Annotated in this window: 22 protein-coding genes and 1 pseudogene; 19 read left to right on the top strand and 4 right to left on the bottom strand. The window is 57.1% G+C overall.

All coding sequences use genetic code 11. The annotated features are described in order from the left end of the window. The first annotated feature begins 16 nt into the window (after positions 1–16). From ilvD to AFIDRAFT_RS03485, 5 genes are all read left to right on the top strand, one after another. On the top strand, positions 17–1693 hold the full coding sequence (gene ilvD, locus AFIDRAFT_RS03505; protein WP_009337706.1) for a dihydroxy-acid dehydratase: 1677 nt from the start codon (positions 17–19) through the stop codon (positions 1691–1693). Between the two features lie 45 nt (positions 1694–1738). Beyond that, on the top strand, positions 1739–3256 hold the full coding sequence (locus AFIDRAFT_RS03500; protein ID WP_009337705.1) for an ABC transporter substrate-binding protein: 1518 nt from the start codon (positions 1739–1741) through the stop codon (positions 3254–3256). A gap of 66 nt (positions 3257–3322) precedes the next feature. Beyond that, positions 3323–4240, top strand: coding sequence for an ABC transporter permease (locus tag AFIDRAFT_RS03495; RefSeq protein ID WP_009337704.1), 918 nt, complete (start codon positions 3323–3325; stop codon positions 4238–4240). Positions 4241–4248: 8 nt separating this feature from the next. Further along, positions 4249–5130 carry an ABC transporter permease gene (locus tag AFIDRAFT_RS03490; protein WP_009337703.1) on the top strand — a complete coding sequence of 294 codons (882 nt, stop codon included), beginning with the start codon at positions 4249–4251 and terminating at the stop codon, positions 5128–5130. Then, on the top strand, positions 5123–6742 hold the full coding sequence (locus tag AFIDRAFT_RS03485) for an ABC transporter ATP-binding protein (RefSeq protein ID WP_009337702.1): 1620 nt from the start codon (positions 5123–5125) through the stop codon (positions 6740–6742). The genes AFIDRAFT_RS03490 and AFIDRAFT_RS03485 overlap by 8 nt, the downstream gene beginning before the upstream one ends. Before the next feature lie 83 nt (positions 6743–6825). Here the strand turns inward: AFIDRAFT_RS03485 and AFIDRAFT_RS03480 are convergent, their stop codons facing one another. Further along, complete coding sequence (locus tag AFIDRAFT_RS03480; protein WP_009337701.1) at positions 6826–7839, bottom strand: LacI family DNA-binding transcriptional regulator; 1014 nt, start codon at positions 7837–7839, stop codon at positions 6826–6828. Between the two features lie 310 nt (positions 7840–8149). On the opposite strand from AFIDRAFT_RS03480, the gene AFIDRAFT_RS03475 reads away from it, so the two are divergent. The 4 genes from AFIDRAFT_RS03475 (at position 8150) to AFIDRAFT_RS20470 (ending at position 12796) form a co-directional block, all read left to right on the top strand. Then, complete coding sequence (locus tag AFIDRAFT_RS03475) at positions 8150–9763, top strand: FAD-binding oxidoreductase (RefSeq protein ID WP_009337700.1); 1614 nt, start codon at positions 8150–8152, stop codon at positions 9761–9763. Positions 9764–9910: 147 nt separating this feature from the next. After that, entirely contained in the window at positions 9911–10117 is a 207-nt protein-coding gene (locus AFIDRAFT_RS03470) for a hypothetical protein (protein WP_009337699.1), read from the top strand. Positions 10118–10281: 164 nt separating this feature from the next. Beyond that, on the top strand, positions 10282–11355 hold the full coding sequence (locus AFIDRAFT_RS03465) for a Rossmann-fold NAD(P)-binding domain-containing protein (RefSeq protein WP_009337698.1): 1074 nt from the start codon (positions 10282–10284) through the stop codon (positions 11353–11355). 988 nt (positions 11356–12343) lie between these two features. Further along, positions 12344–12796, top strand: coding sequence for a DUF6791 domain-containing protein (locus AFIDRAFT_RS20470; protein WP_502685476.1), 453 nt, complete (start codon positions 12344–12346; stop codon positions 12794–12796). Positions 12797–12824: 28 nt separating this feature from the next. On the opposite strand, the gene AFIDRAFT_RS03450 is transcribed toward AFIDRAFT_RS20470, so the two are convergent. Further along, positions 12825–13751 carry a LysR family transcriptional regulator gene (locus AFIDRAFT_RS03450; RefSeq protein WP_009337695.1) on the bottom strand — a complete coding sequence of 309 codons (927 nt, stop codon included), beginning with the start codon at positions 13749–13751 and terminating at the stop codon, positions 12825–12827. A gap of 329 nt (positions 13752–14080) precedes the next feature. Here AFIDRAFT_RS03450 and AFIDRAFT_RS03445 point away from each other — a divergent pair, with 329 nt between their 5' ends. The 7 genes and pseudogenes from AFIDRAFT_RS03445 to AFIDRAFT_RS19230 all read left to right on the top strand — a co-directional run. Continuing rightward, positions 14081–15274 carry an ABC transporter substrate-binding protein gene (locus AFIDRAFT_RS03445; RefSeq protein ID WP_009337694.1) on the top strand — a complete coding sequence of 398 codons (1194 nt, stop codon included), beginning with the start codon at positions 14081–14083 and terminating at the stop codon, positions 15272–15274. Between the two features lie 103 nt (positions 15275–15377). Then, entirely contained in the window at positions 15378–16253 is an 876-nt protein-coding gene (locus AFIDRAFT_RS03440; protein WP_040298021.1) for a branched-chain amino acid ABC transporter permease, read from the top strand. Then, positions 16250–18046, top strand: a complete 1797-nt coding sequence (locus tag AFIDRAFT_RS03435; RefSeq protein ID WP_009337692.1) for a branched-chain amino acid ABC transporter ATP-binding protein/permease — start codon at positions 16250–16252, stop codon at positions 18044–18046. The genes AFIDRAFT_RS03440 and AFIDRAFT_RS03435 overlap by 4 nt, the downstream gene beginning before the upstream one ends. A gap of 2 nt (positions 18047–18048) precedes the next feature. Further along, positions 18049–18801 (top strand): ABC transporter ATP-binding protein, encoded by a 753-nt coding sequence (locus tag AFIDRAFT_RS03430; RefSeq protein ID WP_009337691.1) that lies wholly within the window; start codon positions 18049–18051, stop codon positions 18799–18801. Between the two features lie 16 nt (positions 18802–18817). Further along, positions 18818–19516 carry a cyclase family protein gene (locus AFIDRAFT_RS03425; RefSeq protein WP_009337690.1) on the top strand — a complete coding sequence of 233 codons (699 nt, stop codon included), beginning with the start codon at positions 18818–18820 and terminating at the stop codon, positions 19514–19516. A gap of 111 nt (positions 19517–19627) precedes the next feature. Next, on the top strand, positions 19628–21046 hold the full coding sequence (locus AFIDRAFT_RS03420; protein WP_009337689.1) for an amidase: 1419 nt from the start codon (positions 19628–19630) through the stop codon (positions 21044–21046). 21 nt (positions 21047–21067) lie between these two features. Next, positions 21068–21252: pseudogene (locus AFIDRAFT_RS19230) on the top strand (integrase core domain-containing protein); the annotation flags it as partial. Positions 21253–21271: 19 nt separating this feature from the next. On the opposite strand, the gene AFIDRAFT_RS19685 reads toward AFIDRAFT_RS19230, so the two are convergent. Beyond that, complete coding sequence (locus tag AFIDRAFT_RS19685) at positions 21272–21466, bottom strand: hypothetical protein (RefSeq protein ID WP_009337688.1); 195 nt, start codon at positions 21464–21466, stop codon at positions 21272–21274. A 419-nt stretch (positions 21467–21885) separates the two neighbouring features. On the opposite strand from AFIDRAFT_RS19685, the gene AFIDRAFT_RS03415 reads away from it, so the two are divergent. Continuing rightward, positions 21886–22578, top strand: coding sequence for a hypothetical protein (locus tag AFIDRAFT_RS03415; RefSeq protein ID WP_156786835.1), 693 nt, complete (start codon positions 21886–21888; stop codon positions 22576–22578). Between the two features lie 103 nt (positions 22579–22681). Here AFIDRAFT_RS03415 and AFIDRAFT_RS19225 read toward each other — a convergent pair whose 3' ends face one another. After that, a complete protein-coding gene (locus AFIDRAFT_RS19225; protein WP_349509549.1) occupies positions 22682–23056 on the bottom strand; it encodes a PilZ domain-containing protein in 375 nt (124 codons plus the stop codon). A 587-nt stretch (positions 23057–23643) separates the two neighbouring features. Here AFIDRAFT_RS19225 and AFIDRAFT_RS03410 point away from each other — a divergent pair. Further along, positions 23644–24324 (top strand): PDC sensor domain-containing protein, encoded by a 681-nt coding sequence (locus AFIDRAFT_RS03410; protein ID WP_009337685.1) that lies wholly within the window; start codon positions 23644–23646, stop codon positions 24322–24324. Next, a complete protein-coding gene (locus tag AFIDRAFT_RS20320) occupies positions 24325–24891 on the top strand; it encodes a PAS-domain containing protein (protein ID WP_502685475.1) in 567 nt (188 codons plus the stop codon). Positions 24892–24903: the final 12 nt, after the last annotated feature.

The raw sequence follows: 24903 nt of genomic DNA, 5'->3' as shown, positions 1-24903 counted from the left end.
AAGAAAGATAATAGTAATGTCCCGGGAGAACATTCATCTGCGTAGCAACTTCAAGCCGGGCACCACGGCGTGGGCGGTACGGCGCGCGCAGTGGAAGGCGTTGGGGTTGTCCGACGCCGACATGGAAAAACCGAAGATCGCGATCGTCAACACGTCATCCGAGCTATCGATCTGTTTCAGTCATCTCGACGGTGTGAGCGATCGGCTTAAGGCCGCGATTCGCGACAATGGTGGCATTCCGTTTGAAATCCGCACCACTGCGCCGAGCGACTTCATTCACGGCGCAGCCAAGGGCGCGCGCTATATTCTGCCGAGCCGCGATTTGATCGCGAGCGATATCGAAGTTTCCGTCGAAGGGCCGATGCTCGACGGCATGGTGTGCCTAGCCTCATGCGACAAGACCACGCCGGGCCAGTTGATGGCGGCGGGGCGGCTCGACATTCCGACCATCTTCATCCTTGGCGGCTATCAGGGGCACGGCAGCTACGGCGGCGCCGAGATCGATATCGAGGACGTGTTCGAGAATGTCGGTAAGGTGGTGACGGGAGAACTGCCGCTCTCCGATCTGAGCGGCATGGCGGATCATGCCATTTCCGGCCCCGGTGTCTGCGCGGGTCTCGGCACGGCGAACTCGATGCACCTCGTGTGTGAGGCGCTTGGTCTTGCGCTGCCGGGCAGCGCCCCGGTGCGGGCCAACAGCCCGGCGATGCTGCAACAGATCGACAAGGCCGCGCGGCGGATCGTCGAGATGGTGGGCGAGGGGTTGACGCCACGCAAGATCATGACGGCCGACTCGTTTGCGAATGCAGTGGCGCTGGTGCTCGCGGTCAGCGGCTCGGCGAACTGCGTGCGGCATTTACAAGCCATCGCGGACGAGGCGCAGGTTGATGTCGATCTCTACGCGCTCATCGATACGCTCGGTTCGAAAGTGCCGCTTCTCTGCGCCGTGCGGCCGAACGGCAATGCACGAGTTGAGGACCTTGAGCGTTCCGGCGGCGGTCGCGCCGTGATGAAGCGGATCGAAAGCCTGATCCATCGTGACGCGCTGACAGTCACGGGAAAAAGCTGGGGCGAGGAGCTTGCCGGCTACGAGGTTCCGAACGGGATTATTCGGACGCTCGACGATCCGGTATCGCGTACGCCGGCGCTCGTGACGTTGCGCGGTTCGCTCGCGCCCGATGGCTCGCTTCTCAAGCTCGGCACCGCGGAAGGGCACAAACTCAGCTTTCGTGGTCCGGCCCGGACCTTCAATTCGCAGGAAGCTGCAATCGATGGCCTCGGCGGGACGATCAAAGCCGGCGATGTCGTCGTGCTGCGCTATCTCGGGCCGCGCGGCGGCCCTGGCCTCGCATCGGCCTCGTGGTTCGTCGCGGCGTTAAACGGCGCGGGGTTTGGCGAGACGGTTGCCGTGGTGACGGATGGTCAGCTCTCCGGGCTGAATCGCGGCATTGCTGTCAACCAAGTGGCGCCGGAGGCTTTCGAGGCCGGCCCGCTCGCGCTCGTCGAGGATGGAGACATGATCAAGATCGATGTCGCCGCGCGTTCCATCTCGCTGCTGGTGGATGAAGCCATTCTTGCGGAAAGACAGGACAGGCTTGCGAGCCCGCCGCCTGCCACTGATCGCGGCTGGTTGTCGGTTTTCCAACGGCTCGCAAAGCCAATCTACAAAGGAGCAACACTGACGCCGGACTGACCAACCGCCGTCGAATAAAAATATAAGAGGTCCTTGGAGGAATGCATGAGAAAACTTCTGAAGCTATGCTTGGGGGCGGTCGTCATTGCGGCGCCGTCTATCCTGCCGTCTTACGCATGGAGCGCGCCGACTGACATCACGGTCGTGCTCGAAACCCAGCCCGATCAGCTCGATCCTTGCCAGTCGTCGAAGTCTCAGGTCGGCAAGGTCATCAAGCAGAACGTCGTCGAGACCCTGACCGAGATCAATCCCAAGAACGGTCAGATCAAGCCGCGCCTTGCGACCGAATGGAAGCAGGTGGACGACCTGACGTGGCGCTTCAAGCTGCGTCATGGCGTCAAGTTCCACGACGGCACGCCGTTCAACGCCGTCGCCGTGAAGTATTCGCTGGAGCGGACCCTCGACAAGTCGATCGATTGCGAGATTCGCGTCAAGTATTTCGGCGGCATGACCATCACGGCGACGCCGATCAGCGACGACGAGATCGAGTTCAAGACCAATACCCCGCAGCCGATCCTACCGACGCTGATGGGAACGGTCGTCGCCATGTCGACCGCAACACCGATGGGGAAGATCACCCGCGAGCCGATTGGCACGGGCCCTTACAAACTCGCCCAGTGGGTGCCGGGCGAACGTATCGTGCTTGAGCGCACGAACGATTATTGGGGCGACAAGCCGAAGGTGACGAAGGCAACCTATATCTGGCGTTCGGAATCGGCCGTGCGCGCGGCCATGGTCGCCTCCGGCGAGGCCGATATCTCGCCGAATATTGCGGTGCAGGATGCAACCGATCCGTCGATAGATTTCAGCTTCCTGAACTCGGAGACTTCGCGTCTGCGCATCGATGCGGCGATCCCGCCGCTCAACGATTTGCGGGTCCGACTTGCGCTCAACTACGCGACCGACCGCGAGGGCATGAAGGGCACCATCTTCAGCAAGCAGGTGATCGCCTCAGCCCAGCACGTTGTGCCCGGCATCAACGGGCATAACCCGGACCTCAAGCCGTATCCTTACGATCCGGCCAAGGCCAAGGCCCTCCTGAAGGAAGCAAAGGCTGCCGGCACGCCGATCGATCGCGAGATCGTGCTGGTCGGCCGCTACAACCTTTACCCCAACTCCGAGGAATCGGTGCAGGCGCTGCAGGCGATGTATGAGGCGGTGGGTCTGAAGGTGAAGCTGCGGATGACGGAATCAGCCGAATGGTACAAGCTTCTGTTCAAGCCTTTCGCGGAGAACCGCCAGCCGACGCTGTTCCAGGAGCAGCACGACAACAATAACGGCGACGCGGTATTCACCATCTATGTGAAGTACCACTCGCAGGGCGGTCAATCGACGATCAGCGATCCCGAGCTCGATAAGCTGATCGACGAGGCCGGCAAGTCGACCGGTGAAAAGCGCACCAAGCTCTATCAGGAGGCTTTCAAGCGAATTCACGAGGTGGACGTTCCCGACGTCTCGCTGTTCCACATGGTTGGGTTCACCCGTGTGAACAAGAGATTGGACTTTCGTCCGTCGATCGCCACCAATTCCGAACTTCAGTTGAGCACGGTTGGGTTCAAGTAAGTCCGGGGTTTAAAGGAGCGGGTGCGGCCTTCAAAGCCGCACCCGTCTGGAGGTTAAGGGGTTTTCATGACGGGTTATATTCTGCGCCGTGGCGGACAAAGTCTGCTCGCCTTTCTCTTTCTGCTCGTGCTTGTGTTCTTCCTGGCACGTATGACGGGCGATCCGACCAATCTGTTCCTGCCGATGGATGCGCCGATGGATCAGCGCATCGCCTTCGCAGAACGCCATGGCTTCAACGCACCCATGTATGTGCAGTTTGGCCGTTACATCTACGACATGCTGCACTTCGATTTCGGCCAATCGATTTTCCAGGGCCGGCCAGCGATGGATGCCGCCCTCAATGCATTTCCGGTGACGCTGAAGCTTGCTCTCGTCACCATGATCCTCGCGGTGTTCTTCTCCATCCTGATCGGCTCGCTATCGGCGTTCCGGCCGAGCGGGGTGTTCGACCGCATCGCCAGCATGATTACGATCACCAGCGCGAGCGCACCCGACTTCTGGGTGGCAATCGTTGCGATCCTTGTCTTCTCGGTCTCGCTGGGATTGCTGCCGACCTCGGGCATGGGATCGGTGTGGCATTGGATCCTGCCGGCCGGCGTTCTGTTGATCCGGCCCCTCGGGCTGATGACGCAGGTGGTGCGTGCCTCGATGATCGGTGCGCTCGCTTCCCCCTACGTCAAGACGGCGCGCGCCAAGGGTGCCGGCAACCGCCGCATCATCTTCCTGCATGCGCTGCGTAACTCGCTGCTGACAGTCGTCACCGTTGCAGGCGACCAGGCCGCCGCCCTCATCAACGGCGCGGTCGTGGTCGAGACAGTATTCGGCTGGCCGGGTATTGGCAATCTGATGATCAGCGCCATCAAGCAGCGCGACTTCGCCGTGGTGCAGGCCTGTATCCTGCTGACCGCCTTCGCGATCTTTGTGATGAATATCCTGATCGATTTTGCCTACACGCGGATCGATCCGCGTGTTCGGGCAAGCTGAGGTTAGCCATGAAAGCACGAGGCATGTTCAAGCTTCTCCTTCAGGACAAGCTCGCTTTGGCCGCCGCCATCTACATGGTGTTCATCTGCCTGGTCGCGCTTGTCGGCCCCGAGCTGCTCGGCAAGGCCGCGGTCTCCATCAACCTGCGCGCGCGTAACGCTCATCCGTTCCATATCGAATCCGGCTGGCTCTATGTGCTTGGCTCGGATTCGCTCGGCCGCAGCATCCTTGCGCGCATCATCGTTGCGTCGCGCAACACGATTGGCATCGCAGCCGGATCGCTGCTTGTCTCGATGCTGGTCGGCGGCTGCGTCGGGATTGTGGCGGGTTTGAGCCGAGGCGCGCTTGGGCAGGTCATCATGCGCGCGATGGATATTGTCATGAGTTTTCCATCGCTCCTGATGGCGCTAATCGTTCTCTACGTCCTCGGTCCTGATCCCATCAATATCGTGATCGTGCTCGGGATCACCCGCCTGCCGGTCTATGTGCGTACTGCGCGCGCGGAGGCGCTTGAGATTCGCCAGCGGGCGTTCGTCTTGGCCGCGCGGGTGATGGGAGCAGGGCGCATGCACCTTGCGATCCGTCACATCGCTCCGCTCGTTCTGCCGACGCTTCTCGTGATTGGAGCTCTCGACTTCGCCTATCTGATGCTCGCCGAGTCTGCGCTCTCATTCCTTGGCATGGGCGTGCAACCGCCGGCGATTACCTGGGGCCTAATGGTTGCGGAAGGTCGCAGCTACCTCAATGTGGCGTGGTGGCTCGCGTTCTGGCCGGGTCTTGCGATCATGATAACCGCGCTGTGCGCCAATCTTCTTGCAGGATGGTTCCGCATCGCTAACGATCCGGCGCTGCGCGCGAGTCTCAAGACGAAGGCGGTTATCAATGCGTGATGAATCGAAACCACTGCTCGAGGTTGAGAATCTCACCATCGATTTCGCAACCGAGCATGGCTGGTTCAAGGCCGTGCGCGATATCAGCTTCTCGATCGGCCGCAATGAATCTGTGGCAGTGATTGGGGAAAGCGGTTCAGGCAAGAGCGTCACCGCCAGTGCCGTTCTTGGGCTACTCGATTGCCCGCCGGGCCGCATCACTAAAGGCAACATCCGCTTCAACGGCGAAGACCTGCTGACGATGCCGATCGAGAAGCGGCGCAAGCTTTACGGCCGTCGCCTCGCAATGGTGTTTCAGGACCCGCTAATCCACCTCAACCCGGTCTACCCGATCGGCTGGCAGATTTCCGAAGTATGCCGCATTCATGGCATGTCGAAGGTCGATGCCGATGCGCGGACGCTCGAACTCCTCAAGCGCGTCGATATTCCTGACCCGCAGAGCCGGGTATTTCAATATCCGCACCAGTTTTCTGGCGGCCAGCGCCAGCGCATCATGATCGCGATGGCGATGGCATTTGCGCCAGATCTTCTGATTGCTGACGAGCCGACCACAGCACTCGACGTTACTGTGCAGGCGCAGGTTCTCGAACTGCTGCGTGATCTGCGAGCCGAGACGGAAATGTCGCTGATGATGATCACCCATGACCTTGGAGTCGCGGCCGACATCGCCGACCGCGTGCTGGTGATGAAGAGGGGCGAAATCGTCGAGCGTGGCACCACGGCGGATGTCTTTGCGGCCCCGCAGCATCCCTATACGCGGCAGCTTCTGGCTGACCGCTCCGAGGAATATCGCTCGGCAAAGCCGGTTGCGCCAGCGCCGCTTCTCAAGGTCAGCAATCTCGACATCAGCTACGGCCCGTTCCGCGCCGTCAGGAACGTCAATCTGATTGTCGGCAAAGGCGAGATCGTCGGTGTCGTGGGCGAATCCGGCTCCGGCAAGTCCTCGCTCGCAGGCGGGGTGCTCGGCTTGCGTGACATCACCAACGGCTCCGTCGAATTTTACGGCAAGGATATCCGCAAACTCGGTAAGGGCGAACTGAAGGATTACAACCGCTCGGTACAGGCGGTGTTTCAGGACCCGTATAGTTCGCTCAATCCGCGCATGACCGTGCTCGCGATCTTGTCCGAGCCGTGGGAGTTGCATCCCGGCGTCGTGCCGAAGGCGAAGCAGGCCGAGCGGGCGGGCGAGCTTCTCGAGATGGTCGGACTCGCGCGCACCGATCTCGTGAAATACCCCAACGAGTTCTCCGGCGGTCAGCGCCAACGCATCGCGATTGCACGGGCGCTCGCGCTCGAACCTGAGTTGATCGTGTGCGACGAGGCGGTCTCCGCGCTCGACATGACGATCCAGGCGCAGGTGGTCGCGCTGCTCGCGCAATTGCGCACCAGGCTCAAGCTCTCCTATCTGTTCATCGCCCACGACCTGACGCTGGTTCGGAAATTCGCCGACCGCGTGGTGGTGATGAAGAACGGCGAGGTGCTGGAGGAGGGCGACTCGGAGACTGTGTTCGCAAACCCCTCTCACCCCTACACGCGCCGGTTGGTGGATTCGAGCCCGGTGCCCGATCCCGCTTTGCAAAAGGAGCGGCGGGCGCAACTCATGATCATATAGTAGTATCGGCTAGCAGGATATTATTGCGCCCGCCATATTGGTACACCTAACATATCTGAGCAGTTCAATCGAGTTGATCGAACCTAAACTGTAGCCGTACTTTCACGAACTACCAGCTCAGGCTCATACTCCAATTGCCAGTGTTCGACGTTCTTTCCTTGAATTTGCGAAAGCAGATTGTCCGCAGTCAAGTTTCCGATGCGCGCAGCGTCGGAATGTATGGTGGTTAATGATGGCGACATCAGACGGGCTAGGCCCCAGTCGCCAAAGCCGGTAATCGATAGCTGTCTTGGGCAGTCGATGCCGAGGCGTCTGCATTCGGCAATGGCTGCGGCGGCAATCATGTCATTGCCACCGATAATTGCGGTCACGCCCGGTCTGCAAGTTATGATTTCGTGGATCGCTTTACGAACTTCATCGGGGTCGTAGGGTGTTGCTAGAATTTTCTGGGCGGGAAGGGTAAGTCCAAGATTGTTCAATCCTTCGCGGGCGCCAGCAAGTCTCTCCTCTGAGAGTTTATGGCCGTGGAGCGGACCTGGAAGAATTGCAAAATCTTTATGGCCCAGGTTTCCGAGGTGTTCAGTGATTTTAGTCATCGCTAGCTTCTGATCGTACCCAACTGTGGGGTGGACTCGATCACGATCGGTCGCCCACATTAGCACGTAGGGGACCTTCTGGCGCTGCAGTAGCGAAAAGACGTCGTGATGGTGGTTGGATCCGATAGCTGCAACGCCATCGACGCCACGCTCGACGAGCGCACGCATGCTGCGGATATCTGCTTCGTGATTGCCGTGGGGGCAAGTGAGCAGCACGGTATAGCCGAGTTGATCCAACCGGCTTTCAAGTGTGTCGATGGCCAGTGCGTAAAGCTCATTCAAAATCGTCGGTGCAACGATTCCGATAGTTTGAGTTCGACCCGAGCGGAGAACACGAGCTGGCGCGAAGGGAACATAATCCAGAGATTCAATAGCTTCGCGAACTCGTTTGAGAGTATCTGGATGCAGACTCTCGGGTTTCGCAATAGCGCGTGATGCCGTGGAAGATGAAACGCCCGCCAAAGCAGCGACCTGTTTCAAACTGACAGTTGTCTTGGCCACGACGTTTTCATCCCATCACTTAAAGTAGTTCTGACCTGAGGCGCTTCGCATTTGCAAGCACTGGATGTCTCCTTCCCAGGATTGCACTTCAAAATCTCATCGCATCTCCTTCACGAGCAGATCCGTCGATAGTTGCTGGCTCGACTCAAAATTGTCTGCCGGGCCATTGACTCGCTACGATTTTTCACCAAAATAGCGAATGACAACGTTTGCAATAATATCAAGCCATTGATTATAAATCAAAAAGTCATATATTAATAGCAATTATAGCAATCGTTGTCATTAAAGCGTCAAAAGGGAGGAATGTCACATGCACGGTGGCAAACAGGAGCAGCGAAGAAAATTTTACGGGTGGGGTCACGAAGGCGACAAGGTTTCGCCCGCGGAAGTGGTTGAATTTGAAAAGGCCTGGACTGGGCTTCTCGGCGTCACAGACTTCAGTGCAGTGCCGTTCCCGACCCTTGAGTCGGTCACGATCAGAGATTCGCGCGTGAAGGTTCCTGCGGTGCTGCAGGATATCTGCACGACCGACAAATATGACCGGCTCTATCACACCTATGGAGCGGGGACTGTTGACGTTGCTTACGCCGTGCGTGGAGAGTTCCGCAATCCGCCGGACGCGGTTGCCTATCCGCGCACAGAGGATGATATCGTTCAACTCTACCGCTGGTGCGAGAACGATAGTCTTGCCGCTATTCCCTACGGTGGGGGAACGAGCGTCGTCGGTGGCGTCAATCCTCCGACGCATGACCGCTATCGTGGCGTCGTATCGATCGACATGAAGTATTTCGACAAGGTGCTTGAAATTGATCATGCATCTCAGTCCGCACGAATTCAGGCGGGTGTTCTTGGCCCGAGCCTTGAGCGGCAGCTCAAGTCGAGCGGCCTCACCATGCGCTTCTTCCTGCAGGCTTGGGAGTTCTCCTCGCTTGGCGGCTGGATTGCGACGCGCGCGGCAGGTCATTTTGCGACGGTCTACACGCAGATCGACGATCACGTTCAAAGCCTGAAGGTTGTTACGCCTTCGGGAAATATCGAGTCGCGCCGCTTTCCTGCATCCGGCTCCGGCCCGAATCCCGATCGTCTGTTCCTCGGGTCTGAGGGGGCTTTGGGCATCATCACCGAAGCATGGGTGCGTTTGCACAAGCGGCCGACCTTCCGGCAGATGGTCAGCGTCCGGTTCGGCGACTACGACAAAGCGGTCGAGGCAACGCGCGTCATCTCGCAGTCGGGCCTTTATCCAGCAAGTGCTCGGCTGGTTGAGCGCGAGGAGGCTGCCTACACCGGCTCGAGCGACGGTACATACGACATTCTGGTGCTCGGCTTTGAATCTGCGGACCATCCGGTCGATGTCTGGATGAATCGTGCGCTTGAAATCTGCGGCGATCATGGCGGGACTTGGGACGTTTCGGTTCTAAAGGGTGATGCAAATGCGGATTCCAGCGCCAAGAGCTGGCGTGACAAATTCCTGCGCGGACCTTACTTGCGTGAGTATGCGATTGCGCGCGGCGTTATGCGTGAGACGATGGAAACGTGCGTCACCTGGGGTCGCTTCGCTCAGATGCGTGAACATGTGAGAGCGGAAACTCTTCGTGCGATTCGGGAGGTCACGGGACGGCCTGGTTCTGTCACCTGCCGGTTTACCCATATCTATCCAGACGGTCCGGCACCGTACTTCACCTGGTACGCCTATGGTGACAAAGCTCGTATTCCGGAACAATACATGGCGATTAAAAAGATCGCTGAAACGGCGATGGTTGATGCCGGGGGGACGACCACCCATCACCATGCGCTCGGTCGAGATCATCGCCCATGGTACGACAAGGAGCGTCCTGAGTTATTCTGCTCCGCTATGAAGGCGGCGAAGAACATCTTCGACCCGAAAGCCATCCTCAATCCAGGTGTGCTGTTTGATCCGTCGTGATGCTAGGGGGGGGCTCGCTTTTAACATATGCAACTGCGCTAAGGGATCGCTGTGCAAGCCAAAGCTCGGCGGGGTCACAGAAAGCCCCGTTGCCTGATGATGGGGTGCCGAGAATGGCCGTCTTCAGTCTTCGGAATCATCGACCGGATGTTGCAGTTTCTGCATATGTGGCGCCGAGCGATCAGCGGCGGCTTCGCTCCGATGATCGCGACGGGTCTTCTGGCTTACTTCGGCACCATCCATGCGATCTCCTGGTACCTCGTTGCACTCGGCGCTATCACGCTGATTGCGACGCTGGTGTCGCGAGAAACCGCCTTCGAGGATATGCAGCGTATAATGAGTCGGCCTCATTGAGGCCGGCTCAGCTCTACCGACTATTCGTACAGACGTTCGCACGATCATGATCGTGCGCGCACGCCAGGCGCAACAAGCGCTCAAACAAAACACCTTGGGAAATACGGAGACAGGCTTCAGCTGTAACGCCGGCCGCAGCATCTCCGTCTGCAAAGAGAACCACAATGTCGCACTATAAAATTCTCATCCTCGGCGCCTCCTATGGATCGCTACTTGCTTCCAAACTCCTGTTCGGCGGTCACTCCGTCACGCTGGTCTGCCTTCCTGCCGAGGCCGATCTCATCAACAGCGAAGGCTTCCGCGTGCGGATGCCGATTCGCGGTCGCGAGCAACCGGTCCTGATCGATTCGCGCGATCTGCCCGGCAAGGTGTCCGCTGTGAGTGCGGCGGATGCGAATCCGGCGAACTACGATCTGATCGGGCTTGCGATGCAGGAGCCGCAATATGGTTCGCCGGGCGTGCGTGAGCTGCTCGAGCGCATCGCCAAGTCGCGTGTCCCCTGCATGTCGATCATGAACATGCCGCCGTTGCCTTACATAGCGCGTCTTCCGGGCGTCGACGCGAGCGCGGTGAAGGCTGCCTACACCGATCCGTCGGTCTGGAGCGCGTTCGATCCCGGCACGCTGACGCTGTGCAGCCCCGATCCGCAGGCGATCCGTCCGCCGGAGGAAAAGGTCAACTTCCTGCACGTCACGCTGCCGACCAACTTCAAGGTCGCGCGCTTCGACAGTGAAAGCAGCAATGCCATTCTGCTCCAGCTTGAGCGGGACATCGATGCGATCCGCATGGTGGACGGCGAGACCGAAGTGCCGGTGAAACTGCGCTTCCACGATTCGTTGTTCGTGCCGCTGGCAAAATGGCCGATGTTGATGGCCGGCAATTACCGCTGCGTCACGGCGGACGGCATGCGCACGGCGCAGGAGGCGGTGCATTCCGATCTTGAGCAGTCGCGCGCGGTGTATGAGTTCGTATCGGATGTTTGCATCGCGCTCGGCGCAAAGCGCGAGGATCTCGTGCCGTTCGACAAATACGCAGCGGCGGCCAAAAGCCTCGCGCGTCCGGCGTCGGTGGCGCGGGCGCTGATCAACGGTGCTCCGAACGTCGAGCGGGCCGACAAGCTGGTGCAGTTACTGGCGCGGCAGAAGGGCATGAGCCACCCCGTGGTCGATCAGATCGTCGCGCTGGTGGACCGCCGGCTCGAGAGCAATCGTCAGAAAATAAAGTCAGCGGTCGCCTGAGGCGGGGACAACAAGCGCGGTCAGGACAACAGGCTAGTTGTCCTGACCGCGCTTCTTATCCGGTTTCGAGGACTTTCTGCGCAAAGCAGATCAAATTGTTGGGGCCGAGGAGGCTGGGCCGTAAAGGCCGCGGCGGGCTCGCCGGCAATAAGCGATTATTGTAGCGGCATTGGCGGTCGAGGCGCGGTGCTGTGACGGAAGTTGCGCGGGCGCGGAGGGTGGGGTGTAACCTTCGTGTTGTGCGATGCCTTGCGGATAGATTTGTCGTTTCGGCTGTGTTTGTCGCGACGAATAGGGTGCGAGAGGACGCGAAGCCACTGCTGGTGTCGGCGCATGCCGGTGGTCGTTGCCGTGACACTGGCTTGGATGCTTGCTCGGCAAGCTTATGGCGTGCCACGTGCTCGCTGGTTTTTGCGACATCGTTGCTCAATTGCTGCTGACCGGCCCGCAACTGTTCTACTGCTTGCTTCAACGAAGCAATTTCTTGCGCCATAGCTTCAAGAGACTGCGTAATTTCAGGCGGCAGCGCTACTTGCGTCGGATGAGCTTCCGCCGTCGGCATAGCAGGAGCCGACTCAGGTAGCGGTGGCGTCCCGGATGCCGCGTTGCTGCTCTCTTGCGTAGGTGCCGGAGCGACAGCCGGTTGAGGCGCCGCGGTTCGGGAGGCTACGTTCTGCGGCTCAGCGGCGCTGGTGTTTGGCGTTGGAGCTGGCGCAGTTCCAAGAAATTGCGGCACCAGGCTTGAAAACGGCTGCTTTGCTTGGTCACCATAGAAATGCCATGCCATCGTTGCGGCAGCGATTGCGAAAATGATCAGGAAGACAACGATTCGACCGGATCGCGCGCGCGATGTCGGAATGCGCATGCTGGCGCGGGCGGCCAGCAACCGATCCCCCTCAAGGGCTACGCGATCGCGCTCGATAGCAACCATCTTGTGGTGAGGGATATTCCCTACCTCGACGACAAGGGCTAACTCTGCTGGGACGCGATCGTCAATAAACTCGTTCCCGCGACGAAGCAGCGGTTCGTCCAGCACAATCACCAAGTCTACTTTGCTGGGTCGCATCCGCATGGCCTTGATGGAAGGCCGATCAGCAATCTTGGCGACAGGCCGCACCAGATGACGCTGGCCAACCCGGACGTTGTGATTGAACGCTCGTTCTCGAACAAGCCCGGTCCCGATGGTTTTCCGAACCATTTCGCGAAGATCGAAAGCTATGTGACGATCATTTCCGGCCCGGCCATGGAACGCCACAACGCTCACCCATTGACCTTCCGGAGCGACGATATAGCCGCCCGAGAGCTATCCGAACGACGTGTCACCGTTGCAGTGGTGGCGAAGCATGCCAGCAGAGGCGCGGTCAGGGCCTTGGACAGTGCTCGAGCGTCTGGAAATCGCGAGCCTGCTCGAGCATCTCTTGCAAAGAAAATGGGTTTGTGACTCCGATGTTAACCTAAACGCTGATCATTCAATCGGAAAGAATTTGCGCTCTCCACGTGCCGCTTTGGATCATGTCCCGCATTAGCTCGATCAAGGTCTTTGCTACAGCGTCGGTGGAGTGCATGTTGATAGTCCTTTGCGAGACCACAACCGAGATATTCCAACTTGGTGTCGGGTCTACAATGGGGATTGCACCGAAAAGGCCGGCGTTGATTTCCTGCAACATGCCGAAATGCGGCATGATAGTCATGTAACCGGCCTTCACCATTTCGAGGATCGCGTTAAATGAATCGCTCTCGATCACGACGCGCGGCGTAATACCATTTCGTGTAGCGAGATGCTCAATGTAGTTACGCAGGACGTGCTGCTTTGCGGGTAGCACGACCGGAATGTTTTCCAATTCGGCAAATCCGATCGAATTGCGATGCAGAATTTGGTTCTTGCTGTCGGCGATCAACATGAGATTTTCAATTGCGACAGGGTACAGTGAAATGTTTGCGAACACGCGAGGATCGTAAAGGACTGCTATGTCGAGCCTTGCGATCTGCATCCACTCGTCGAGCGTGCCGGTCATTGCTTCGATCAGGTAGATCGAGATATTCGGATACTTCTCATTCACTTTCTTGATCAAAGCTGACGAGAGGCCGCGGCACACTGACGTGGGGAAGCCGACTGACACTTTGCCGCTCGGGTTGCGCAACTGTGTTGCAACCGTCTCTTTTGCGAAGGCTACATCCTTCAGTATCGAGCGAGCATGAGCATAGAGTGTATGTCCAGCTTCGGTGAGAAGGACGCCGCGCGCGTGACGGTGAAATAGCTCGACGCCAAGTTCGGCTTCGAGGTCTTTGATCTGCTGGCTAAGCGAAGGTTGTGCAATGCGCAGGATTTCAGCAGCGCGCGATAAGCTGCCTGAATCGGCGATGTAGACCAATGATCGCAATTGTCTAAGGTCCATGGACTCTGAATTCTCCAAGCGCTGCGACCACCAAGGGAACGGTGCGAGTTGTTCCCATCGACATATGCGAGGGCGTTGCGAGTAGCGGCTATATTACGCAGTGGAGCTTCGTCTTGGCCCCTTCAGAACTACCTCTAGCCTTTGCGTATACCAGCAGATGCATTGATATTGCGCACTTTTTGATTATTCACTAAGCAGATACACTATACCATAGGAAGCGCCTATACCTAAGATAATGATTTCATCTTTGTGCATGCGGACGGCCTAGTCTTCAATTTGCGCAATGGCTCGGATGTTCTCAAGCGAGCTGACAAAGGGGAGACGGCAAAATGTATCGTTCACAATGGTCGATATCACTTCTCGCTGCGGGTGCTTTGGCTGTCATGGCTGCGCCCGCGATGGCTGATCAGAAGCCTTGTATCGGCAACAGCGGGCCGCTGACCGGTCCGGCTGCTTTCGGTGGCGCCGCGGTGAAATACGGCGCGGAGGTTGCGATCGATGAAATCAACGAAGCGGGTGGGGTGCTCGGCCAGAAGCTATCGTTGATTCAGTATGACGATGCCGGCGCTCCGCCGCGTGGCGTGGATAACGTCCGCCGTATCGCATTGTCGGATAAGTGCATCGGTATTTTCGGTGGCTATCATTCGACCGTTGGTCTCGCTCAGGTTGGCCCCGTGAACGAAATCGGCATTCCGTGGATCGGTACGACCGGCGCCGGCACCAAGATCACCGAGAATGGCGCTTCGCCGAACTATATGTTCCGCGTTTCCGCCAAGGATAAATGGGTTTCCCAGTTTCTCGCGTCTGAGGCTCTCAAGGCTTCCAAGACCGGCAAGGTCGCCATCATGTATGAGAACACGGGATGGGGAAACGGCGCTCTGCCTGACTTTAAGGCGGCAATGGAAGCCAAGGGCAAAACAGTTGCCGCAGTCGAAACGTTTAACTGGAACGATCAGGACATGTCGGCCCAGGCCATCCGAATTCGCGACTCCGGCGCCGATACCGTCGTCACCTTTGCGCTTGATCGCGAAGGCAATCAGATCGTCCGCAGCTTCGACAAGATCGGTTACAAGCCGACCATTGTCGGCGCGTGGGGTATCGCCGGCAATCTCGGCGATCTTGCTGGCCCGCTCGCGAATGGCGTGCGTGTAATGCAGACCTTCACGTGGATGGGCGAGATGAATCCGCGCACCAAAGCGGTTTGGGAAAAGATCAAGAAGAAGTTCGGTCTTAAGGATCCATCGGAACTGAAGATGGGATCGGCGACCGCAAACTCTTATGATGCGGTTTACATTCTCGCCAAAGCGATCGAGAAGGCTGGCTCTTACGATTGGAAGAAGGTGCACGACGCACTCTACACCGTGAAGTATGACGGTTTGGTCGCGAAATACGATCCGGCGTTCGATGCGTCGAACCCTGAACGTCAGGATGCAATTCTGCCGCAGTATTACAAGCTGACGGTGTGGTCGGACGGCAAGTTGCTGCCGATTGAGCAGACCGTTTACGGCAAAGCCAACAACTAATCTGAAACTTGGCTGTCCGCATTAGGCGGGCAGCCTCCACACCGGACATTTCGTGAGAGTCAGTGCGGCTCTCAGTGGAATAGCCGTGCGCGCGGTGGGCCAGATGCAATCGATTATCCAATATGTTCTATCGGGGCTCGCGATTGGCGGCTGCTATGCGCTGGTAGCGCTAGGTTTCCACATCATGTGGTCAGCAGCAAAAGCGGTAAACTTTGCCCATGGCGACACGCTCATGCTTGGAGCGGTGCTCACGATCATGGCCATCGATCGGGGCATTCCGCTGCCTCTCGCTATTCTTGCTGCGATCGCAGTGTCGTGCCTGTTCGGTGTTCTGCTTGAGCGTTTTGCCGTGCGGCCTTTCGCTAAATCGGCCAGTTCAATCGGTTGGATGCTTACGACGATTGCAATCGGCATCATGTTGGAAGCTTTAGTGACAATGCAATTTGGCGGCTTCTCGCGCGCGTTGCCTTCGCCGGGTGTCGAGCGCGCGATCTCTATAGGAGGCGCTGGGGTTTATCCGCAGGAGCTGGTCATCCCGGTGTTTGCGGTGCTGGCAATGCTTGGTCTCAGTTGGATGCAGCGTCGTACGTTGATCGGTCGCGCGATGCATGCGGTTTCGTTCGACCGTCACGCCGCTTCGCTTATGGGAATAAACGTCAACTGGATGTTCGCATTTTCGTTTGGCCTCGCTGCCGCGCTCGGTGGCGCGGCGGGCATTTTGATCGCGCCCATTACCCAGGCATCTGCATCGATGGGGCTGACGCTCGGCCTTAAGGGTTTTGCCGTTGCTATCATCGGTGGCATCACCAGTGGTCCCGGCGTTGTCATCGCGGGGCTTGGGTTCGGCATCGTGGAAAAATTCGTCGAGGGTTATATCTCCACCGCAGCGCGAGAGATTGTTGGCTTCGGCCTCACCATCTTGGTTCTCCTCGTTTTCCCGCAAGGATTGTTCGGCAAACGCGAGGTGTTCAAGGTATGAACCAACGTCTTTTAACACCTCTCGCCTTCATTGCGCTGGCGATTTTCCTTGTCGCGTTGCCGTTCACGGCAGAGAACGAGTACTCGCTGCGACTTTTCATGTTGTTCACGATCTACGCGATCGTGGCGCTCGGTCTCAACGTACTGGTCGGGCTCGCAGGGCTGATCTCACTTGGTCAAGCTGGGCTCTTCGCGCTTGGCGCCTACACAGGCGCAATTCTCGCCACTCGTCTAGGGTTAGACTTCGTTCTAGCAGCGGTTGCCGGAACTGTGGTCGCTGGGGCGTTCGGCGCGCTGCTGGCCTATCCCACCGTACGAGTGCGTGGCGTCTATCTCGCCGTTATCACTATCGCCTTCGGTCTGATCGTTGAGAACGTCATTATCGAATGGCATCATCTCACCGGCGGCACCACCGGCATCAGCAGCATCCCCAAGCCGACACTATTCGGGTGGCCACTTGGTGGTTTCCGCTATTACAGCGTACTCGCTGTATTGCTATTCCTTGTCGTGTTAGTGACCCACAATATCAAGCAATCCCGATACGGCCGCGCCATGCTCGCGGTGTCGCAGAGTGAGACGGCAGCGCGCGGGACAGGACTCAATGTTGTCAGCGTGCGCACGTTGGCTTTCGTCATCGCCGCCGCGACCGCGGGTCTCGGCGGTGTACTGTACGCATTTCTCAATCTCTATATTTCGCCAGACAGCTTCACCTTCAACGATTCAATCCGCTTCCTGCTCATGGTCGTCCTGGGCGGCGCAGGCTCGACCGTCGGGGCGCTGCTTGGTGCGTTGGTTCTGACTTATCTGCCGGAATACTTGCAGCAGCTGCAGTACTGGCAACAGTTCGCCTATGGCTTGTTGTTGGCGCTCGTTATGTTCGTTCTGCCGCACGGCATTTTCGGAACGCTGTCAAACCTCTTTACGCGTTTCTTCGGGCGAGCCACGACGCGACCCCCAATGCCAGTGGGTGGGATCGAGAAAGTCCTGATGGATGCGAAAGCGGGGCAGGCGCCGGCATCCTTTTCGGCAGAAGGCCTCACTATCCGCTTCGGCGGTCTTACCGCCCTTAACAAGGCGTCGATGCATGTGGCGGCTGGAGAGATCCATGCCCTGATCGGTCCGAACGGTGCTGGCAAATCGACTATGGTCAATATTGTCACCGGGTTCTACCGGCCAAATGAAGGTCGCGTCACGCTGGACGGTATCAATCTTGCTGGTTCACCGCCGCATCTCGTGGCCCGCAATGGGGTCGCACGTACTTTCCAGAACACCGAGTTGTTTGGTGATCTTACGGTGATTGAGAATGTGATGGTCGGCTATCAGAAGCGGCTCTCCTATGGCCTTTTCGAAGCGGCGTTGCGTGTCGGGCGGTTCCACAAGGAAGAGGCCGAATGCCGTCATGTGGCGGAAGCGCTACTAGCATTTGTCGGCTTGACCAACTTCACCAATGAAAAAGCGCGCTTCTTGGCGTTTGGCTTGCAGCGTCGCCTAGAAATCGCTCGTGCGCTCGCTTCCGCGCCGCGCCTCTTGCTACTCGACGAGCCCGCTGCCGGTCTAACCACGCAGGAAATCGACGAGCTTGACCGGATGATCCGTCGGATGGCGTCGCTCGGTATCTCAGTGCTGCTGATTGAACACCATGTCGATCTCATCATGTCAGTGGCGGATCGCGTGACCGTGCTTGACTACGGTGTAGTCATTGCCAGTGACAAGCCTGCCATCATTCAAAGCGATCCACGCGTGATTGAAGCGTATTTCGGCGTCGCTCCGGCGACTCATGCGACGGAGGCATGACCATGGGCGCAACCGCAAACGATGTGCTGCTTGAGGTTCGTAACCTCGAAATCCAATACGGCGCGGCAATTGCCGTGCGAGGCGTCGATCTTATCGTACGTCGCGGTGAATTCGTTTCCGTCATCGGTAACAACGGTGCAGGCAAAACATCAATCCTGCGTGGCATCAGTGGCTTGGTGCGGCCGCGCGCTGGCAGCGTCCTGTTCAAGGGCGAAGAGACCGCAAATTTCCCAGCGTATCGCAAGGTCAGCCGCGGACTTGCAATGGTGCCCGAAGGACGCTTGATCTTCGCGGACCAGACGGTGGAAGACAATTTGATCCTTGGTGCTTATGGCCGCTGGAGTTGCGAGCGCGACGCGGCGTTGCGCGATTTCGCCACGATGTTCGATTTGTTTCCACGTCTGAAAGAGCGTCTTCATCAACGGGCCGGCAGTCTGTCCGGCGGCGAACAGCAAATGCTGGCGGTTGCCCGAGGTCTTGTTTCAAAACCGGACCTTTTAATGATCGACGAGATGTCGCTCGGCCTCGCGCCGAAGATCGTCGAACAGATGATGGGCGTGCTGCGTGACCTGAATTCCGCGGGGCAGACAATCCTACTGGTAGAACAACTAGCGGCGCAGGCGCTGGCGATCTCACATCGCGCCTATGTCGTGGGTCACGGAAAAATAGAACTTGAAGGGCATGCGGACGAACTGGCGGACTCACCGGCGGTGATGGAAGCATTTCTCGGAAAGAAACGTCAACCGGACAAATAAGCCGAAGGAGAAAGTAATGAGTAAACGTATTGTCGATCTTAGCCTGCTCATCGAAGACAACATGCCGGCACATAAGATGTTTCAACGCCCGGTGATCACGACCCATATGTCTCACGAATCGGCGAAGGCTTTCAATCTCGGCGTGCCGGGCGATGCAATGACCTTCCAAACCAACTTCATTGCAATGCTCGACCATGTTGGCACGCATGTCGATGCATTCCGCCACGTCAATCCGAAGGGCAAGGCGGTAGATGAGATGCCGCTTGAGATGTTCATGGGCAAAGCGGTCTGCTTCGACCTGCAGCATATTCCAGACCTTGGTGACATCACCGCGGCTGATATGGAGGCTGCTGAAAAGAAAAGCGGCGTGAAAGTCGATGGTCATATCGTTCTGTTGTGCACTGGTTTTCACAAGCGCAACTACCCAACTCTCGACTCGGTTTGGAAGAATCCGCTGTTAACGGTCGAAGCAACAAAGTGGCTTCATGAACGCGGATCGAAAATGCACGGCGTTGAAGGCCCATCTACGGACAAGCCGACGGATAATATTTTTGCGCAACACCGGCTTTGCCGCGACCTTGGTATCAGCCACTGGGAATGGCTGGTCAATCTGGAAGAGCTGATAGGCAAGGGCGAAGTACAGTTCTTTGGAGTGCCGCTGAAGTTCAAAGGCGGATCTGGGTCGCCGGTACGTGCCTTCGCTGTCATCGGATAATCAAAACGGAGCGATGGTGCTGCAAGGTGCCATCGCTCCAACAATGATGTCATAGCCTGGGGCGGTGGAGATCGCCGCCCCAATTTTTACGATTGTTGTCGGAGGTGATTGATGTCGGCCAAATTCGATGCCTTATCCGCCGTTAAGCTGAAGCGCCTGATCGCGGCCAAGGAAATCTCGCCGGTTGAAGTTACACTGCGCGCGTTAGAGGCCGCGCAGGAGACGCAATCGACGCTTAATGCATTTAGCACGCTGATGCCGGAGGCTGCACTTGCCGCAGCGATGGCAGCGGAGGACGCGGTGATGCGCGGTCAGCCGCTCGGGCTCCTCCACGGTATTCCGGTCAGCGTCAAGGATCTCATAGCCGTTGGCGGCGTGACTTATGCCTCCGGGTCGAAAACGATGGCCAACAACATTGCCGCGGCAGACGCACCGGCAGTGGAGCGGTTACGACAGGCCGGCGCGATCATCATCGGCAAGACGACAACCAGCGAATTCGGCTGCAAGCCGGTCGGCGACAATCTGCTCACTGGTATCACGCGCAATCCGTGGAATGAGAGCAAGACGCCGGGCGGCTCCAGCGCCGGTGCGGCGGCCTCGATTGCGGCCGGTATTACGCCGTTCGGTCTCGGCACCGATGGCGGTGGTTCGATACGCATTCCATGCAGCTTTTCCGGCCTTGCCGGCATCAAGGGGCATTTCGGCCGCGTGCCGATCTGGCCCGTCTCGGCCACACCGACGCTCGCGCATGTCGGGCCGATCGCGCGCTCGATGCAGGACGCGGCGCTGCTGTTTTCCGCCATCGCAGGCTATGATGCGCGCGATCCGTTCAGCGTTGCAGGCCCGGTGCCGGATGTGCTCGGAGCCGCGCAGGCGAGCGTGAAGGGAATGCGCATCGCTTACAGCCCGACCTTCGGTTACGCCAAGCCGACGCCTAAAGTTCTCGAAGTGATCGAACGGGCTGTACGGACGCTGGAAGATCTGGGTTGCGAAGTCGAACAGATTGACCGTCCGTTCGCCAAGGATCCGATCGATCTGTGGACCGCCGAATTCTATGCCGGTGTTGGCATCCGGCTGCGCGATTTCGTCGAGAACAAGCGCGACATGCTCGATCCCGCAGTTGCTGATGTTCTGGAGGGGGCCCTGTCGCAGGACATGCGCAGTTACTACACCAAGGTGTTCGAGCGTTACGCCTTCCGCGATGAAGTGCGAACGCTGTTCGAGACTTATGATGCGATCGTCTCGCCGGTGGTGCCGGTCACGTCGCTGGATGTCGGCGTGAACATTCCCGCGCACTTGTCCGACCGCAACCTCGTGTCATGGGTCTACTATACCTATCCGTTCAATCTCACAGGTCAGGCGGCAGGATCGGTTTGCGCGGGAATTGCGGCGGATGGCATGCCCGTAGGCCTGCAGATCGTGGGCCGGGCACTAGGGGAATATGATGTGGTTCGTCTTGGCGCAGCCTACGAGCGATCTCAGCCCCCAGGTTACAATCTCTGCCCGACGCTGAGAAATGTCCTCGGTTAAGCGCTTCGGGCGCAATTCTGTCCATGGGGGTATGGCTATTGCGAGAGCTTCAACGAAAAGCTGCGCGATGAGCTCTTAACGGCGAGATCTTCTACACACGGAGGGAGACGCAGATCGTGATCGAACACTGGCGCGGCCACTACAATACGATGCGTCCACACTCATCACTGGGGTATCGACCGCCAGCACCCGAAGCCCTCGTATGACCAGCGCCAAAGGAGATAGTCAAAATGCAATCTCTGGCCGTCGCCGGAAAAGCGAATTGGGCCCACTGGCTTTTTTGGGCGACAGACGACCGGTGATGAGCCGGAAGACCAGATACTTGGTTCCCGCAGGTTCTTCGAGCGTCTCGCCACGCTGACTGCCCAGATCGCAGCACGTCTCCGTAAGCTGGGCATCAGGGAGGCTGTGTTCCGCCATGCTACTCCTGTGGCATGGATTCTTTGGAGCCGTGCATAATCGAAGCTCTTTCAGGAGGCTCAAGCAGATTTGGTTCGACTAATAGTGGGGATAATTGCCGAACCATTGCTCCCTCGCCCTCCAGGGCGCGACGGGAATTCTTGGGAGGGCAGAAATAAGTGAAAAAAAATGGCGGGTCGTTACTTCTAATCTCAGCCATTTATCGTGCCGACACTCCTACAAACGCACTCAAAACCCAAAGAAAAAGCGCAGCAATTTAATTGGTTAGCTGAAGATCTATAAAATAAATCAAATATCCATCAAAATATCGAATAATATTATTTTCAATAAGCATGCTTTAATACGATAAATTTTTCCTAATATATTACCATTAACTAAGAATTAACCAGTCGATTTACTTACAAGAGCTCCTGTTTACCTTGATCGCGCTTGCCGAAGATCAAGGACAACAAATGGCTCGCCTACATCTTTATTCCCTCGCTCTCGTGACCATTCTGACATTGCTAGTGGTTCGCACCGTCATCACCCCTGTGGCGGACACAGAGACTATCCGTACTCAAACGCCGGATAGTGCGAGCAGCGAGTCGAACCACCTCAACTTGATTTGGGGAGTGCGAATGACCTGTTCTTTGCCTCCGACTTCTGCAGAGCCGCTAGACCCTCCGACAACATCCGCGTTTGTCGGCATGAGGCAATTCCACGCTCGCGAGCACTTTAAGAAAAATATCACATCGAGCGCCGAAGTCAGGATCCAATGGATCGGCGCGACCTTCTTGCGCCGCTATGCCAGCAAGACCGAGGATGTTGCCGATTCTACCGCAATCCGATTTTACACATTGTTCAGATCGTCCCGCGATAGCAAAATCATAGAAGAGCTTGGAGACAGTCATGAGACGCGGCTCGCCGACCTCTGGTGTCTCCTGAAGGCGCAGGCGAGCGGTGAAGTGGGAATTCTCTTTCTCAACGCTCCGAATGTTTTTTATGTGCGTGACAGTGCTGGTGTTCTGAGCGCTGTCGATGCCACCTGGGGTGGGGCAGGATGGGAAATCGGTGCCAGTCCAGTGGACGGCGATCGTCAATGGTCGTCCGGCACACGCGTGTTATCGCGATAGCGGAGTCAGAATTGTATGACAGAGAATCTGGTTCAACGTCGCTCCCTGCCTACATGACGAATACTCGCCAACCAAACAGAGAGGATGATTGTCTTGTGCTGAGCTAGGAAATCCAAGTTTCGCGCGGTCCGGGATCGCTCGAGCTGGACTGCAAATTCTCAGTGTCATCTCTACCCGCGCGTTTCTTGGAAGAGCCGAACAGAAATAAGACGCCAACTCGATCGCCTCGCACCCAGGCCAACCGACAGCGTCGATGAGCCGGTTTCCCAACTGTAGATAAGACAAGGAAGAATTCCTTGAGCTCGTTCATAGCCCCTTGAACCGATAGCTGCGCATCAGTCTGAGATATGTCAATGATCTCACAATTGAGACAACGCGTACCGTCGATACTTACTATCCGAGCAGGATAACTGGGTTCAAACTGCACACGACGTGACCTTTCGATGATCTCATCATCCACGATCACCTCCTGCGACATTCTTGATTGCCTCGCAGGCGCCATTAACGCTCGCGTTCTGCAACTTCACATAGGATGTGAGTGTTTTAACGTATAGTTCCTTCCTCCATTGAACGATCTTCAACCCGCTTGAGCACTGCTTCACAACTACTCCACTCGCGGACACGCTATCGCGATCACAACCGGCCGATAGAAGCACCGCTCCCAGGAGCAATAGCCGAACACCACCCATCTCTGTTCCTCGCTCGCCATGAAATGCCGTACGAAATACTCCTTGAGGGTTGTGATAGTGATCACGGTTACTGAACAGTTTAATTCAACAGTTACGATTTTTCACGAATGAGAAATAGGCGCCCACTGTCGCTGGCTGCGTCAACTCATCAGATACATGGCCGCGCCAAAGTTGCTTCCTACATGGCGAAGACAGATGATTAACTACGTCGCTTCACTATAAGCGCGATCGTGATTGCTACAGTAATTGCGACAATTTTCACGACTTTTTACCGCGTGTTGACTACTGGGACAGCTAATTCGACGCCTCCTCCTAAGTCGAAAGAAGCGATTACCAATGCTTTTGCTATGCTCGAAATTATTCTTCCGAGCGTATCATGTTGAGCGACGTAAAACCGCACTTCGAAACAACCCCACCTACTCGGTCGCAGATAAATGACGCGCCACGCTCGCGTCTGATTCAACTGCTCGCGATGTGTGGCCTCGCTCTAATTGCCGCGATCGTGATCGCCACAGGCAAAACCATCCTCGATTTTCGTAAACAGGCAATCGCTAACAGTCAGCGCGAACTTAAAAACACGGCTTTAATTTTAGCCGAGGAGACAAGCCGAGCGTTCGACGCACTCGAACTTGTGCAAATGAGTGTCCTTGAGCAAATCAAGGCGCTAGGCGTCTCGTCAAAAAATGAGCTCGCGTATCGAATGTCTGGCCGAGATATTTACTTGGCGCTCAGGGATAAGATAAGCGGACTGCCTAATATTGATGCCATCACAATAATCGATCCGACCGGAAGGCTAATCAACTTCTCTCGTTACTGGCCGATTCCGGCTGTCAACGTTAGCGACCGAGACTATTTCAAGGCTCTTAAATCGAGCCCCGAACTGAATTCCTTCATCAGCGAGCCTGTGCGTAACCGTGGTACCGGAACATGGACCATTTACCGCGCGCAAAAGATCGTTGCTCCGAGCGGTGAATTCCTCGGGATGATTCTCGGAGCCATGGAATTGAGGTATTTCGAGGCGTTCTTTAGCCGGATTGCCCTAGACCCTGGGAGTTAAATTTCTCTCTTTAGACGCGACGGAATTCTGCTTGCCCGCTACCCTCGTGTAGATTCTCTCATCGGTGGTTCCTTTAAGGACGCGCTATTCAGAAAATTGCTAGAAGATTCCGATCATGGTGCTGGTCGTCAAATCGGGGTCGTTGACGGCGTCGAACGTATTATCGCCGCCCACGCGGTGTCCGATTATCCCCTTGCCGTTGTTGCAACTACAACGTTATCCAGCGCGCTTGCTCAGTGGATCAAACAGACAAAGGTTTTGATAGGTAGCGCAAGTTTGTGCGCCTTAGTGATTGGAATTACCCTGCTTCTCATCGGGCGGCAGCAATTACAGGTGTATAGACGATCATCTAGAGCATTAGAAAAACAAAAGCTGCAGTTGGATGCGGCTATAAACAATATGCCTCAGGGATTAGTCATGCTCGACGCCAACGAGCGACTCGTTCTTTGTAACGATCGCTATGTCGAGATGTATGGGCTTCCACGAGAGGTTGTTCAGCCGGGATGTACGCTGAACGAATTGTTGGAGCATCGCGGTGCTACCGGGGGGGGCTCCAAAAGAGCTTAAACAATATCGAGC

The sequence above is a fragment of the Afipia sp. 1NLS2 genome (genome assembly GCF_000178995.1).
In the GTDB taxonomy this organism is placed as follows: domain Bacteria; phylum Pseudomonadota; class Alphaproteobacteria; order Rhizobiales; family Xanthobacteraceae; genus Afipia.
This window is presented reverse-complemented; position numbering and strand designations above follow the sequence as displayed.

Excerpts from the sequence above, each read along its gene's own strand:
- ilvD (WP_009337706.1), top strand. The coding sequence starts at position 17 with ATGTCCCGGGAGAACATTCATCTGCGTAGCAACTTCAAGCCGGGCACC.
- AFIDRAFT_RS03500 (WP_009337705.1), top strand. The coding sequence starts at position 1,739 with ATGAGAAAACTTCTGAAGCTATGCTTGGGGGCGGTCGTCATTGCGGCG.
- AFIDRAFT_RS03495 (WP_009337704.1), top strand. The coding sequence starts at position 3,323 with ATGACGGGTTATATTCTGCGCCGTGGCGGACAAAGTCTGCTCGCCTTT.
- AFIDRAFT_RS03490 (WP_009337703.1), top strand. The coding sequence starts at position 4,249 with ATGAAAGCACGAGGCATGTTCAAGCTTCTCCTTCAGGACAAGCTCGCT.
- AFIDRAFT_RS03485 (WP_009337702.1), top strand. The coding sequence starts at position 5,123 with ATGCGTGATGAATCGAAACCACTGCTCGAGGTTGAGAATCTCACCATC.
- AFIDRAFT_RS03475 (WP_009337700.1), top strand. The coding sequence starts at position 8,150 with ATGCACGGTGGCAAACAGGAGCAGCGAAGAAAATTTTACGGGTGGGGT.
- AFIDRAFT_RS03470 (WP_009337699.1), top strand. The coding sequence starts at position 9,911 with ATGTTGCAGTTTCTGCATATGTGGCGCCGAGCGATCAGCGGCGGCTTC.
- AFIDRAFT_RS03465 (WP_009337698.1), top strand. The coding sequence starts at position 10,282 with ATGTCGCACTATAAAATTCTCATCCTCGGCGCCTCCTATGGATCGCTA.
- AFIDRAFT_RS03450 (WP_009337695.1), bottom strand. The coding sequence starts at position 13,751 with ATGGACCTTAGACAATTGCGATCATTGGTCTACATCGCCGATTCAGGC.
- AFIDRAFT_RS03445 (WP_009337694.1), top strand. The coding sequence starts at position 14,081 with ATGTATCGTTCACAATGGTCGATATCACTTCTCGCTGCGGGTGCTTTG.
- AFIDRAFT_RS03440 (WP_040298021.1), top strand. The coding sequence starts at position 15,378 with ATGCAATCGATTATCCAATATGTTCTATCGGGGCTCGCGATTGGCGGC.
- AFIDRAFT_RS03435 (WP_009337692.1), top strand. The coding sequence starts at position 16,250 with ATGAACCAACGTCTTTTAACACCTCTCGCCTTCATTGCGCTGGCGATT.
- AFIDRAFT_RS03430 (WP_009337691.1), top strand. The coding sequence starts at position 18,049 with ATGGGCGCAACCGCAAACGATGTGCTGCTTGAGGTTCGTAACCTCGAA.
- AFIDRAFT_RS03425 (WP_009337690.1), top strand. The coding sequence starts at position 18,818 with ATGAGTAAACGTATTGTCGATCTTAGCCTGCTCATCGAAGACAACATG.
- AFIDRAFT_RS03420 (WP_009337689.1), top strand. The coding sequence starts at position 19,628 with ATGTCGGCCAAATTCGATGCCTTATCCGCCGTTAAGCTGAAGCGCCTG.
- AFIDRAFT_RS19685 (WP_009337688.1), bottom strand. The coding sequence starts at position 21,466 with ATGGCGGAACACAGCCTCCCTGATGCCCAGCTTACGGAGACGTGCTGC.
- AFIDRAFT_RS19225 (WP_349509549.1), bottom strand. The coding sequence starts at position 23,056 with ATGTCGCAGGAGGTGATCGTGGATGATGAGATCATCGAAAGGTCACGT.
- AFIDRAFT_RS03410 (WP_009337685.1), top strand. The coding sequence starts at position 23,644 with ATGTTGAGCGACGTAAAACCGCACTTCGAAACAACCCCACCTACTCGG.